This is a genomic window from Labrenzia sp. PHM005 (genome assembly GCF_006517275.1).
In the GTDB taxonomy this organism is placed as follows: domain Bacteria; phylum Pseudomonadota; class Alphaproteobacteria; order Rhizobiales; family Stappiaceae; genus Roseibium.
In genome coordinates, this window is record NZ_CP041191.1 from 2,310,740 (window position 1) to 2,324,262 (window position 13,523).

A 13,523-nucleotide genomic window follows, 5' to 3' on the forward strand; every position below is an offset into this window, starting at 1 on the left:
AATCCTTTAACCTATGAAGGCCTTGTAAGCGTCGAGATCCATAAGATCATTGAGTTGAGAGGTGTCCGACAGCTTTATCTTGTACAGCCAGCCGTCTCCTTCAGGACTTTCATTTAGTGTCGCCGGAGATTCTGCAAGAGCTTCGTTTGCCTCGACGATCTCTCCATCGACTGGTGCATAGATTTCAGAAGCCGCTTTGACGGATTCAACTACACCGATTTCATCGCTCTTGGCGAATGTGTCGCCAGCTTCTTTTTGTTCGACATAGACAATTTCGCCGAGCTGTTCGGCAGCATGGGCCGTGATGCCCAAGGTGGCGGTGTCGCCCTCAACGGTCATCCACTCGTGTTCTTCTGAGTAATAGGTGGTCACGCTGATTTCTCCCGATTTAACGTTTGTAGTTTTGCTGCACGAAGGGCAGCGAGACAATCTCGGCAGGTTGCGCTTTCCCGCGGATCATCAAATTGATCTCTGTTCCCGGTTCACTGCAAGCTGTTGCAACGTAACCCATGGCGACCGGACTGCCTGCAGTCGGTCCAAAGCCACCTGAAGTGATGACGCCGATATTGTTGCCATCCACGCTTTGAATTTCAACGCCATGCCGAGCGGGCGCACGGCCTTTGGGCTTGATGCCAACCAGTTTTCTAGAAGTGCCTTCGGCAATTTCTTTCTGAATGCGCTCAGCGCCCGGAAATCCGCCTTCTTCACGCCGGCGCTTCTGAATTGCCCAGACCAATGATGCTTCGATTGGTGATGTGTCATTGTCGATGTCGTTTCCGTAAAGACAAAGACCAGCCTCCAGCCGCAGGGAATCGCGAGCGCCCAATCCAGCAGGTTCACAGTTTTCATCGGCCAGGAAAGCGCGTGAAACCTCGACTGCCTTATCTTCGGGAATTGAGATTTCGTAACCGTCTTCCCCGGTATAGCCAAGGCGTGAAATCCGGCACTCAACACCTGAAATCTCACCAACCATTGTTTCCATGAACTTCAGGTCGCGCGCAGCTGGGCACAGAGAACCGACAACATCCTCCGCTTTGGGGCCCTGAACGGCAACAAGTGCGCGATCGAATATTTCCTCAACTTCAACACCGTCGAGGTGTTTCGCCATATGCGGAATGTCCTGATGACGCATGGAGGCATTGACGACAACAAAGAAATGATCGCCCGCATTCGAGACGATCAGATCGTCCATGATGCCGCCATCTTCGTTAGTGAAGAAGCCGTATCGGGCCTTGCCCTCTTTGAGAGTGGAATAGGCTTGCGGGCAGATCTTTTCCAGTTTTTCGCCGATGTTTTCGCCTCTGAGGATTACCTGACCCATATGGCTGACATCGAACAAGGCCGCTTTTTCACGGCACTGCTTGTGTTCTCCCATGATGCCCATGGGATATTGAACCGGCATCTCCCAACCAGCAAAATCAACCATCTTGCCGCCAAGTTCGACGTGAAGGTCATAGAGCGGAGTGCGTTTCGGTGTGTCAGCCATCTGCAGGCCCTTTCTTGTTCTAAAGACTATCAGTCACGCACGACGGAGACAGTGCAATGCGCATTGCGTACTATTCGGGCCAGGTTCGGTCCTATCTCGTAGTTCGGGAAGTCGCCCTTTGCTGAAGCCATGATAATGTGGTCGTAGCCATCTTTATGGGCGAGTTTGAGAATTTCACGATATACGCTGCCTTCTTCAATATGGATCGGAATGTCCTCTGCGCCGTTAGCCGCAAGAATTTCACTCACTTTGCCACGAACGAAGTCTTTTGCGCCGGATCCATAGTTGGCGGGCAAGTTGGGTAGTTGGATGATTTCGGGAATGACCGAAACCGCATGCAATTCAGCTCCGTAAAACCGAGCCTGTTCCAACGCAAACGGAATGGCCTTTTTCCAGGACCGGTCGTCGGTATGGTCAATCGGTAATAGAATTTTAGTGGTCATGTCTTGTCTCCACAAATCGGCTTAAGGTGTGGGGAGAGCCAAGTTGCGGCCCTCCCCAAGTCTCTTATTCCGCCGGCTTTGAACTGGTTTCCTCACTTGCGCCATCGGAAGCGAAGAACTCTTTCGTCAGCTTGAAAACAATCGGGCTGAGCAAGGCAAGAGCAATTAGGTTCGGGATCGCCATCATCGCATTCAGCGTATCAGCTAGCAGCCAGATGAAGCCGAGATCCGCAGTCGCGCCGAAGTAGATCATTGCGATCCACAGGACACGGTATGGCATCAATGCGCGGTGTCCAAAGAAGAATCCGACACATTTTTCGCCGTAGAAAGACCAGCCCAGGATTGTGGTGAAGGCAAAGATCGACAGAGAGATCGCGATCAAAGAGCCACCAATTCCGGGAAGGGACGTCTCGAAGGCGAGCGAGGTGAGAGCTGCACCTGATTCACCGCTGGTCCAGGCGCCGGAGGCGATGATCGCAAGGCCAGTGATGGAACATACAATGATCGTGTCTATGAATGTGCCGAGCATGGCGACGAGACCCTGGTTGACCGGACCTTTGGTCGATGCTGCAGCGTGAGCGATAGGTGCGGACCCGAGACCAGCTTCGTTGGAGAACACGCCCCGTGCAACACCAAAGCGGATGGCTGCCCAAACAGCAGCTCCGGCAAACCCGCCTTGCGCAGCGGACGGTGTGAAAGCATGCGTGAAGACAAGACCAATCGTGTCACCGATCGCGCCGATGTTGATGAGAAGAACCAGGAAACCTGCGACAATGTAAGCGACCGCCATAAACGGAACCAGCTTACCGGCAACGGCACCAATCCGAGAGATGCCGCCCAAAATGACTGCAGCGGTCAAAACCATCAAAATCACCCCAGTGACCGACGTGTTGACACCAAAATTGGCTTCGAGAACGTCAGCAACACCATTGGCCTGAACGCCGTTGCCAATACCGAAGGCTGCGATTGCACCAAACAGGGCGAATGCCCATGCGAGCCAGTGCCAGTGTGATGCCAGGCCGTTTTTGATGTAGTACATCGGGCCACCAACATAGTTGCCAAGCTCATCAACCTCACGGTATTTCACCGCGCAAACAGCTTCAGCATATTTGGTGGCCATACCCACCAGCGCAGTCATCCACATCCAGAATAAGGCGCCTGGTCCTCCCAAGAAAATCGCGGTCGCAACACCTGCGATATTACCGGTGCCGATGGTAGCCGAAAGGGAAGTCATCAAAGCATTAAACGGGCTTATCTGGCCTTCGCCCTGGCTTGAACGCCCTTGAAACAAAAGGCTGAAGCCTTTGCCCAAGCGAAGGATTGGCATGAACTTCAAGCCAACCTGCAGGAAAAACCCGACACCGAGAATAAGAACCAGCATCACCGGTCCCCATACAATGCCATTGATGGCTCCTACGATATTATTCAACGCTTCCATGGATTTCCTCCCAATGCGTTTCGGCTCGGGCTTTGCTGCTCAGTTGCAAGGCGCATTTGTGCAGAGCCCGGTTTCAAAAAACGTGGTGCGATGGGTGTGCCAGTAAGGCTCGAGTGATCTCTTCTGGAGCGCACAAGGCGCATTCTTTTTCGAATGCATTGTTTTTGCAGCGGCTCGTAAGCCTCTGTTTCAGAGCGAGTGTGGGGGATACCAAATGGCATCTGTAGCACTCCTTAAGCGTGTATTGCGCGGCCAAGCACGTCAAGGCAGGCTTCCTTAACTGCTTCGCCGAGGGCTGGATGGGCATGGCAGGTTCGACTGATGTCTTCGACACTCGCGCCCTTGGTCAGCGCCAGAACCAGTTCTGCAATCAGGTCTCCACCATGGGCACCGCATATGTGAGCGCCGAGTAGCTTTCCCTCTGGTGTCGCCAGAATTTTAACCGCGCCGTCGGTTTCACCACTGGAACGGGCGCGGCTGTTTGCCATGAAACTGAACTTGCCACTGATGTACTCTGTGCCGGCAGTTTTCAGGTCGTCTTCGGTCGCTCCGACTGAAGCGACTTCTGGGTCGGTGTAAACCACGGCAGGAACGGCGTTGTAGTCAATGTGGCTAGGTTGACCCGCCAGCATCTCAACACATGCCACGCCATCTTCTTCGGCCTTATGGGCAAGCATTGGACCGGGAACGCAATCGCCGATGGCGTAGATGCCTGGAACGGAAGTCATGAACCGGTCATCGACAGAGATGAAGCCGCGGTCGTTTCGTTTGATGCCGAGCGCTTCCGCGCCAAGGCCTCGTGTCACTGGCCGACGCCCGACGGCTATGAGCACTTTGTCAGCTTCAAGGACTTCGGTTGTGTCCTTGCCGATCCGTTCAAGGTTCAGGACAAGACCAGTTGGTGTTTGTTCAATTCCGGTCAACTTGCGGCCAAGCTGAAATTTGAGACCTCTTTTAGTCAGTGCCCGTTGCGCCAATTTGGCAATGTCGCTGTCCATTCCGGGAAGAATGCGGTCGAGGTATTCCACAACGGTCACCTTCGCCCCAAGCCGGGACCAGACTTGCCCGAGTTCGAGGCCGATCACGCCAGCCCCAATGACAACAAGATGATCCGGCACTTCAGAAAGCGTGAGCGCACCGGTGCTGCTCAAAATGTTAGTCTCGTCAAAGTCGATGCCTGGAAGCGGTGTCGGCTCAGATCCGGTCGCGATGAGGATGTTCTTTGCGGTTAGTACTGTTTCGCCGGCACCGTTTTTCACCAAAACCTGACCCGGTGCAGGAATGGAGGCCCAGCCCTCAATCGATTCCACGCCGTTTTTCTTAAAAAGAAAGGATATGCCTTTGGTCAGGTCTCCAACGATTTTATCCTTGCGGCCCATCATTGCGGCGATGTCCAGGCTTGCTTCGCCTGTGCTGATCCCATGGACCGCAAGATGTTTCAGCTCCGCAAATTTGGCAGAAGAGGTCAGCAGCGCTTTGGAGGGAATGCAGCCAACGTTCAGGCAGGTTCCGCCAAGTGAACCACGGCCTTCCACGCAAGCGACCTTCAGTCCAAGCTGAGCTGCCCGAATTGCGGCCACGTATCCTCCGGGGCCGCCGCCGATAACAACGAGATCAAAGTTGCTCATCTTCTCGCCTTAAAGATCGTAGATCGGGAATTGTTTGCAGATTTCTGCCACCTGTTTGCGGGTCTCGGCTTCGATATGAGCATCGCCATCCGGGTTGGCGGCAAGCGCATCCAGAACGTCGCTGATGAGATGGCCGATCTTGCGGAACTCTTCCGGGCCAAACCCACGGGAGCAACCGGCGGACGTGCCGAGTCGGATACCGCTGGTAACAGTTGGTTTTTCCGGATCGTTTGGAACGCCGTTCTTGTTGCAGGTGAAACCGGCGCGTTCCAAGGCCGCTTCAGCCGCATTCCCTTTGACACCTTTTGGTCGAAGGTCGACCAGCATCAGGTGATTGTCCGTGCCGCCGGATACTATAGCGCATCCACGGGCGATCATGACCTCTGACAGAGCCCGCGCACTGTCGATGACGCGTGTGGTGTAGTCTTTAAATTCCGGTTTCAAAGCTTCGCCGAATGCGACAGCCTTGGCCGCAATAACATGCATGAGCGGTCCGCCTTGAAGACCCGGAAACACGGCGGAGTTGATCTTCTTTGCGATCGCCTCATCATTAGTCAGGATGATGCCGCCGCGTGGCCCGCGAAGGGTTTTATGAGTGGTGGATGTCACAACATGGGCATGCGGCATCGGGGAAGGGTGGAGGCCTGTGGCCACCAGGCCGGCGATGTGTGCCATGTCTACCAGCAGCCAAGCTCCGACCTCATCCGCGATTTCCCGAAACTTCTTGAAATCGATCACCCGCGAATAGGCTGAGGCGCCGGCGATGATCATCTGCGGCTTTTCAGCATTTGCGAGTTCGGCAACGTGTTCGTAGTCGATCAGGCCTTCCGGTGTCAGGCCATATTGGACGGGCCGGAACCATTTACCCGATTGTGCAGGTTTGGCGCCGTGGGTGAGATGACCACCGGCATCGAGTGACATGCCCAAAATGGTGTCGCCTGGTTTCAGCAAAGCCAACTTGACCGCGCCATTCGCCTGGGCGCCAGAATGTGGTTGAACGTTTGCAAAGCCGGCGCCGAAAAGTGTTTTCAGCCGGGCAATGGCTTCAGCTTCAACTTCGTCGACAAACTCACAGCCGCCGTAGTACCGGCGGCCAGGGTAACCCTCGGCATATTTGTTGGTCAGGACGGAGCCCTGTGCTTGCAGCACGGCCTTGGAGACGATGTTTTCAGACGCAATCAATTCGATCTGATCGGCCTGACGGGTGGCTTCCCGGTCAATCGACTTGGCAATAACCGGATCTGCGACGTCTAGGTTTGTCTGAAACATGTCTGTCCTCCAACGTGTTTCCCAAAAAAGGGATGAGTTCCCTTTTGTCTCCTGAAGTTTCCAATAAGGGAAATATCCTCAAAATGCAACAAAAGTTTAGTCTGGCGGAAATTTGACGGTGTTTCGGGAGTGTGCGAAATACGCTGGAGGACCTAAGAGGCGGAAGATGGAACCGGTTTCGCAAAGCAAGGATGACGAGGTCATCGACGCACAAGATCACGATCATCTGGGCAAGATGATCCGGGAAGCGCGCGCCCAAAAAGGGTGGACACTCGAAGAGGCGGGCAAGGCGGCGGGCATTGGCCGGTCAACTCTGTCCAAGATCGAAAACAACCAGACGCGGCCGAGTTTTGATATTGTGCGCCGGCTGACCAAAGCGCTGGATCTCAAAACGCCGCAATTGTTTGTCCAAAGCGGACCGAACGATATCTCGGGCCGACGTGACGTGACCTTGGCGGGGCAGGGTGAAAAGCAGGAAACGCCGACCTATAGTCACGAATTGCTCTGCACAGAGCTGACCAGCAAGCGCATGCTTCCTTACATCGCCACGGTCAAGGCCCGGGATGTCTCAGAGTATGAGGCTTGGGTCCGGCACCGGGGCGAAGAGTTTATGTATGTGATCAGCGGAGAACTCACGTTCTTCACCGAACATTACCGTCCACTCGAGCTGAAAGCCGGTGACTCAGTCTATTACGACAGTGGTATGGGGCATGGCTGTGTTTCCACAAGTAAAGAAGATGCAAAGATCCTTTGGGTCTCGCTGGAATAGAGGCAATGCGCAGAACATTGAAAGCAGGATGTGATTTACAACCATTTTGGAAATTTTTGGCTTTAATGCCGGTAGATAGCCGCAGCTTCCTTTAATTCAAACAGTCGCGGAGCGTCAGAGGCTTTTGAGTGCCGTCGGCTCAGAGCAGACGCTCGCTCTTTCTAGACGGTTTCCGTTACCTTGAGCAGACCTTCAGGAGCATCCGGGTTTTCGCCGAGGAGACAGGAAAGGGTTTCGACAAAACTATAAAAAGCCACTGCCTGGAGTATTGGCAATACCGGCTCTGTCACGCCGCCGGGTAGATTCAGCGGTAGAATCCCATGACGACCATTGACCGAGAATACACGCGCGCCATTGTTGACCAATCTGGTTTCTGCAGCATGGACTGAGGCCGAAGCCGCCAGGCCGCTGTCAAAAGACAATACAGCAAGTTTTCTGTCTGCAATAACGATTGGTCCATGCAGGAGTTCCGCCGCCGAATAGGCCTCGGCATGGATCCTACAGGTTTCCTTCAACTTGAGCGCAGCTTCAGCCGCAACGGCCAAGCTTGTGCCGCGACCCAAACAATAGATGGAACTGGCGCGAGCGACCGGTGTTATCGCATGAGACCAGTTGCTCTCCAGCACCAATCGGGTCAGGTCCGGAAGGGAACCCAAGCTCATTTTTAGATCAACATCGTTTGTGTAGCCGGCAACCAGACTGAGCGAAGCAACCAGCATTCCAACAAAAGACTTGGTTGCGGCAACCGCTTTTTCTGGCCCGGCCAAGACCGGGAGGACTGTTCCAGAAGCAGTGCCAAGCGGGCTTTGTGTTTCGTTGAGAATGGCGACGGTATCGGCGCCGCCCTTTGCCGTTGCCTTTTGCAATGCGACCAGATCAGGACTTCCGCCCGATTGAGAAAAAGCGAGGGAGACAAATCCATCTAACTTGAGTTTCGTATCGTGGATTGACGCAACAGACGGGCCGATCGAGGCGACAGGGCGACCGGTTGCAGTTTCCATCATGTACTTAAAAAACGTAGCGGCGTGATCCGACGTTCCGCGTGCACATGTGACGAACCCATGGGGGTTATCGGTTCGCCAGCGGGCACCGGTTTGCCAGTACTGTTCCAGTCCTTCCGTCAGCTGGCGCTCGATCATTGCGGGAATTTCAGCGATTTCTGTCGCCATCTGAGTTGATTGATCGCTGGGCATGAGCGGTGGTCCAATCTAAGAAATTGAAGCAGATGAAAGTCTGGAGAGTGTCAAAGCCAGATCACTGGGACGAAGTGACTGTTACAGCGGCTAACGCATCTGCGCAGCACACCCGCTCAAAGCGGCGAAGTCATCGTCGAGCAGGTGAACCGGAATTTCCGAAACGAGCTTCGACTGACGCCCCTTGGCACAAAAAGCGGTCCTAAAATCCGGGCTGTCCAGAAATTGAGATAGCGCGCGGGTGACACCACCTGTGAGAAAAATTCCACCCCGGGCGAGAAAGATGAGAGCAAGGTCTCCAACAACCCGTCCAAGAAGGGTCACCCACTGGCGTGCAGTGGCTACACAATTCGGATCGGTTTCTTCTCTTGCGCGCTGGGCGATCTCGGCAGAAGTATATGGTGCAGCGGCCGTTCCAGAACGCAAGCACTGCCATTCATAAATCTCCCGCAGTCCGTTGCCAGATAGGGCACGTTCCACTGACGCCCGGCCCCGGCCTCTGGCCAGGTAGGACCAGAGATCAAGCTCAGTTGAAGACGTCGCCGGCAGAGTGCTGTGACCGCATTCCCCTGCGCCAACGATGAGGCCGTTCGCTTTGAAATAGAGGGGGGCTGCGTTGAAGCCGGTTCCAGCACCAACCACAAGTCTTGAGGCCTTGTCTGGCGCCGTAGCCTCAGGGGACAGGACCGGTTTGATCCGTTCCGGTTCGATTTTGCCAAGTGAATGGGCTAGGGCTTCAAAGTCATTGATAAAGCGGATTTCAGCACTGCCGAGAACACGCCCAATGCTGCTGGAATTCAGTGTCCAGGGGTGGTTTGTCATTTCAACGGAAGGCCCCTCGATGGGCGCGGCAACAGCAATAACCGCCTGAGAGCAGCCTTTCTGACCGATTTCACGGAGATAGGATGCGATCGCAGCTTCGGGTGTTGGGAACTCAGAATTGGCGTACCGGACAATGCTATCCCTGCGCACCTCATTGTTTTCCACCAAAGCCAAACGCGCGTTTGTGCCGCCGATATCCGCCGCAAGGCCGATAGAGTTCATCATAGTCTGTTTCCGGAGGATGGATCGAAATATGAGATTTTAGAGAGGTCGAACGTAATCGGAGCCAAATCTCCGGGTTTTGGCCGTGCATCGGCAGACAGCCGGGCAATAGCTTCAGTGCCGCCAAGATTGGTCACGGCATAGGTGTCAGCCCCCGCTGGTTCAACAACTTCGAGCAGGCAGTCCGCGGTTTGAAGGTTTGGCCGTTCATTCGGCGATTTATCGGATATGGCTTCCGGGCGGAGACCGACAATTAGATCGCTTGTTTCAGACGATAAGAGGTCGGGAGGGGTCTCCTTGTCGATCAGAACGATTTCACGGCCTTGTTCCGCCTTTATTTCCAGACGGATGTGATCACTTAATCGGTGAGCCGTTCCACGCATGAGGTTCATTGCCGGCGACCCCATAAAATCTGCTACGAATGTGTTGACCGGCTGGTTATAGATTTCGTGCGGGGTTCCAATCTGCTGAACAATCCCATCCTTAAGTACGACAATGCGGGTTGCCAGTGTCATCGCTTCGATCTGATCGTGAGTGACGTAGACTATCGACGCGTTTGTCTGCTGATGAATTCTTTTGATTTCTGTGCGCATAGTCACGCGCAACTTTGCGTCCAAATTGGATAAGGGTTCATCGAATAAAAACAGTTTTGGATCACGGACTAGAGCGCGGCCCATGGCCACACGTTGCCGCTGGCCACCTGATAACTCAGCAGGCCGGCGTTGCAGTAAATGTCCGATCTTCAGGAGCTCGGAGACTTCTGTAACTTTCTGCTTCTTAATCGCGTCAGGGACTTTTCGAACTTCCAAACCGAAGCCGATATTCCGCTCAACACTCATGTTGGGGAAGAGCGCATAGGATTGGAAAACCAAGGCGATATCCCGTTTTGATGGCTCGACATAAGTACAGTCGGTACCAGCAATGTGAATTGCCCCAGACGACGTCTCGGTCAAACCGGAAATGCAACTCAGCAATGTCGACTTTCCGCATCCCGATGGTCCGACAAGGACGAGAAATTCTCCTTGTTTCATCGAAATATTGATGTCTTTCAGCACATCAACGTCGCCGTACTTCTTCGCGAGCTTGTCGATCTTTAAGATCTGATCCAAAGCCATGTTCTGAATTGCGTCCTTCAACGCTGTCTTGTCAGGCGTCAGCCCTTTACGGATCCGGCGACGAGACCGGAGACGATAAATTTCTGGAAGCAGATCGCGAGTATCGCCGGAGGAAGTGTCGCCAAGACCCCTACCGATGCGATCACGCCGTAATCTGTGACCCGGCCGGCGGAGAAATCTGCGATAGCAACGGGAAGCGTCTTGGCGCTTTGATCGTTTGTAAAAATGAGCGCATAGAAAAACTCATCCCAGGCGACCAGGAACGACAACATCGCTGTTGCGGCTATGGCTGGTAGTGCTAGAGGCAAAACAACGTGCCGGACGGTATAGGCCGTACTTGCGCCTTCCATAAACGCGGCCAATTCGACTTCAACCGGCAGCACGTCAATGTTTGCCTTCATCAGCCAGGTTGCGAATGGCAACAACATGGCTGTGTAAACGATGACGAGCGTAGCGGTATGGTTCAACATTCCGAATTTGCTGAAGGTCGAATAGAGCGGCAAAATGTAAGTGATTGGCGGCATCATGATTGTTGCCAGGAACGCAAACAGAAGCACCATCGATGCGTTTCGCCGCGAAAAAGCATAAGCCGCGGGAATAGAAAGGATCACTGCGGCAAACGTGGCTCCGCCTGCGGTCAACAATGAATTCCGGAGTGCGTAGAGAAACCGTTCGCCGCTGCCGCCGTCGATATCCAGCAATGCCGCGTACCGGCTAATGTCAAATTCTGAGGGGATCCAGCGCAAGGGAACTTCAGTCAAGTCGGTTGGAGCGCTAACGCTCATGACCACAAGCCATAAAAGCGGTGCAACTGTGAAGCAGGCGAGCATGACTGCAGAGACGTAAATCGCAGCTGTCTGGGGAGCAGTACGTTTCATCCTGCAGCCCCTTGTCCTTGGCGCTTTGCCTGTGTGTAGTAAAAGAGAATGAGAACGGCGCTTAAGCCTGCTAGCAACACGGCATAAGACGCACCGCTGCCGCTTCTGAGGTAATTGAAGTACTCTTGGTAGATGTAAAAACTTGCGGTTTTAGTTGAATCTGCCGGACCGCCGCCGGTCATCACATAAACAATGTCGAAGACGCGGAATGCCTCAATGGTTCGTAAAACCATTACGACCAGTAACGGGCCTGATATCCAGGGCAGTGTGATCGTCCAAAACCGTTTCCATGGGTTGGCGCCTTCAACCGCGGCAGCTTTTTCAAGGTCGCCTGGTACAGTCTGCAAGGCTGCCAACGCGACATAGGCAACAAGTGGGAAGTTCTTCCAAACATCGGCCAAGATTACCATGTTAAGCGCGGTCGCTGGATTGCCGATCCAGCTTTGGTAATCACTGATGAGCCCCAGTTGAAAGAGCAAGGAGTTCAGGGCGCCATAGTCCGGATGATATATCAGCCGCCAGGCGACCGCGTTGACTATTGTCGGTACCGCCCAAGGGAGGATAATTAGGGCTCGTAAAAGGAGTTGTCCGCGGAATTTCTGATTAAGCAACACTGCGGCTGCGACACCGAGCACACCCTCCAGTCCCACCGACACAATTGTGAAGTAGAGGGTACGCAGCAATGCGTCCTGAAAATCAGGGTCTGTGAGTGCGAAGATATAATTCTCGAGCCCGATGAAGTGCACCGGTGTTGGTAGAGCCGAAATCCGCGTGTCTGTGAAACTCAGCCAAACCGTGTTTGCGAGAGGCAAAAGGGTAATTGTTCCAAGAACCGCTACGGCCGGCGCCAGAAGGATCCATTTTTCTCGTTTCTGGCGTCGGCCGTGCATAGCGTGTCTCCTTGAAAGCAACGGTCAGAATTAGCGGATGCGCTTCACGCGATCTGCCGCCGCTTTCAGAGCATCATCAACACTGGCTTGATCCAGCAGGACCTGATGAATGTTCTTTTGAAGGATGTCGGAGACTTCGGTGTAGGAGGGAACAAGCGGGCGCGGATACATGACAGCAATGCTTTGTTCTGCAGCAGCAATCAGGTCTTCTTGACCTTCCAGCACCTTGGGTTCGCTGTAGGACGCTTTCCAGATCGGCAGGCTTAACTTTGCATAGTCATCCTGGATGTCTTTCTGGGTCAGGAAGGAAATGAATGCCCAAGCCTCTTCAACATGCGGGCTGTTGGACGGGATGCCGAGGCCCATCGATCCGTTTACGCTGGACGCAGAGGACTTTCCGTCGACGCCGGGGGCTGGAGCGACTTTGACCTTGCCGGCAACCTTACTTTCGGCCGGATCATTCGCCATGGCGTTCATGTATGTCCAGTTCAAGGCGAACGCTGCTTCTCCGTTTGAGAATACCCGACGGACGTCTTCTTCAAAGTATTCACGTGAGGCCGGGTTGGTCAGACCTTCATCCAAGGTCATCTTCATGAATTCAACCGCGTCCCGCGCTCCACCTGCAGTGAAGGCAGGCTCGCCCTCGGAGAAAAACGCTCCGTCATTTGCCGCGGTTAAGGTTGTGAAGTCGCAAATCATGGCCTCTGATTGGGACCAGCTCCAGACGAGCGGATACTCAACCACGCCTTTGGCCTTGAGGGTTTTTGCCTGGTTTGCCAGTTCCGACCACGTCTTAGGCGGTGCGGAGATTCCGGCTTTTTCAAGCATCTCTGAATTGTAAAACAGGTATTTCGTGTCGAGGATCCATGGCATGCCATAGCGTTTTCCGCCGTACTCAACGGTGGTCCAGGCGCCGTCGAAAATCTGCCCGGTCAAATCAGCCGGAATCCGGTCTGTGACATCTGTTAGGAAACCGCGGGACGCGAATTCCGCAGGCCAAATCACATCGTAAAGCACGACATCATAGCCGTTGTCTCCAGCGCCGGCCGCGGCGACAATCTTGTCGTGGAGCGCTTCATAAGGCACAAATTCCAAGTCGACTTTGATGCCCGGATTTGTTGTTTCAAATTTCTCGGTCATCGATTTGATGTCCGCCTCGCTGTAGGCGGCCTGGCTCATGAACAAAGCGTTCAGAGTTGTATCGGCGAAAGCCGACGATGACAGTGAGAAGGCTGTCAGAACACTCCCGACAAACAGTTTTCCAATCGTCTTCATTTTGCCCTCCGGTTTTTATCTGGCGAGCGGCATCCTATGTGGATTTTTTATTTTGTCAAATTGATATAAAAAATAAAATGTGGTTTGCGAGAAGG

Annotated in this window: 13 protein-coding genes; 1 reads left to right on the forward strand and 12 read right to left on the reverse strand. The window is 53.8% G+C overall.

What is annotated here, in order from left to right:
• Positions 1-6: 6 nt before the first annotated feature.
• The 6 genes from gcvH to glyA all read right to left on the reverse strand — a co-directional run bounded on the left by gcvH (position 7) and on the right by glyA (position 6,264).
• Positions 7-372, reverse strand: a complete 366-nt coding sequence (gene gcvH / locus FJ695_RS10430; RefSeq protein ID WP_141185391.1) for a glycine cleavage system protein GcvH — start codon at positions 370-372, stop codon at positions 7-9.
• Between the two features lie 16 nt (positions 373-388).
• The gene (gene gcvT, locus FJ695_RS10435; RefSeq protein ID WP_141185392.1) at positions 389-1,486 is read right to left on the reverse strand and encodes a glycine cleavage system aminomethyltransferase GcvT; all 1,098 of its coding nucleotides are present in this window, start codon (positions 1,484-1,486) and stop codon (positions 389-391) included.
• 29 nt (positions 1,487-1,515) lie between these two features.
• The gene (locus FJ695_RS10440; RefSeq protein ID WP_141185393.1) at positions 1,516-1,929 is read right to left on the reverse strand and encodes a universal stress protein; all 414 of its coding nucleotides are present in this window, start codon (positions 1,927-1,929) and stop codon (positions 1,516-1,518) included.
• A gap of 64 nt (positions 1,930-1,993) precedes the next feature.
• A complete protein-coding gene (locus tag FJ695_RS10445; RefSeq protein WP_141185394.1) occupies positions 1,994-3,367 on the reverse strand; it encodes a sodium:alanine symporter family protein in 1,374 nt (457 codons plus the stop codon).
• 233 nt (positions 3,368-3,600) lie between these two features.
• Positions 3,601-4,995, reverse strand: coding sequence for a dihydrolipoyl dehydrogenase (gene lpdA, locus FJ695_RS10450; protein ID WP_141185395.1), 1,395 nt, complete (start codon positions 4,993-4,995; stop codon positions 3,601-3,603).
• A gap of 9 nt (positions 4,996-5,004) precedes the next feature.
• On the reverse strand, positions 5,005-6,264 hold the full coding sequence (gene glyA / locus FJ695_RS10455) for a serine hydroxymethyltransferase (protein WP_141185396.1): 1,260 nt from the start codon (positions 6,262-6,264) through the stop codon (positions 5,005-5,007).
• 166 nt (positions 6,265-6,430) lie between these two features.
• On the opposite strand from glyA, the gene FJ695_RS10460 reads away from it, so the two are divergent.
• Complete coding sequence (locus FJ695_RS10460; protein ID WP_141185397.1) at positions 6,431-7,033, forward strand: helix-turn-helix domain-containing protein; 603 nt, start codon at positions 6,431-6,433, stop codon at positions 7,031-7,033.
• Positions 7,034-7,194: 161 nt separating this feature from the next.
• Here FJ695_RS10460 and FJ695_RS10465 read toward each other — a convergent pair whose 3' ends face one another.
• From FJ695_RS10465 to FJ695_RS10490, 6 genes are all read right to left on the reverse strand, one after another.
• Entirely contained in the window at positions 7,195-8,226 is a 1,032-nt protein-coding gene (locus FJ695_RS10465; RefSeq protein ID WP_247653818.1) for an SIS domain-containing protein, read from the reverse strand.
• A gap of 90 nt (positions 8,227-8,316) precedes the next feature.
• Complete coding sequence (locus tag FJ695_RS10470) at positions 8,317-9,273, reverse strand: glucokinase (protein ID WP_141185398.1); 957 nt, start codon at positions 9,271-9,273, stop codon at positions 8,317-8,319.
• Positions 9,270-10,385, reverse strand: a complete 1,116-nt coding sequence (locus FJ695_RS10475; protein ID WP_209010998.1) for an ABC transporter ATP-binding protein — start codon at positions 10,383-10,385, stop codon at positions 9,270-9,272. Before FJ695_RS10475 ends, FJ695_RS10470 begins: the two co-directional genes overlap by 4 nt.
• A gap of 38 nt (positions 10,386-10,423) precedes the next feature.
• A complete protein-coding gene (locus FJ695_RS10480; protein ID WP_141185399.1) occupies positions 10,424-11,263 on the reverse strand; it encodes a carbohydrate ABC transporter permease in 840 nt (279 codons plus the stop codon).
• Positions 11,260-12,153 carry a carbohydrate ABC transporter permease gene (locus tag FJ695_RS10485; RefSeq protein ID WP_141185400.1) on the reverse strand — a complete coding sequence of 298 codons (894 nt, stop codon included), beginning with the start codon at positions 12,151-12,153 and terminating at the stop codon, positions 11,260-11,262. The genes FJ695_RS10480 and FJ695_RS10485 overlap by 4 nt, the downstream gene beginning before the upstream one ends.
• A gap of 30 nt (positions 12,154-12,183) precedes the next feature.
• Positions 12,184-13,428, reverse strand: coding sequence for an extracellular solute-binding protein (locus tag FJ695_RS10490; protein WP_141185401.1), 1,245 nt, complete (start codon positions 13,426-13,428; stop codon positions 12,184-12,186).
• Positions 13,429-13,523 lie beyond the last annotated feature (95 nt).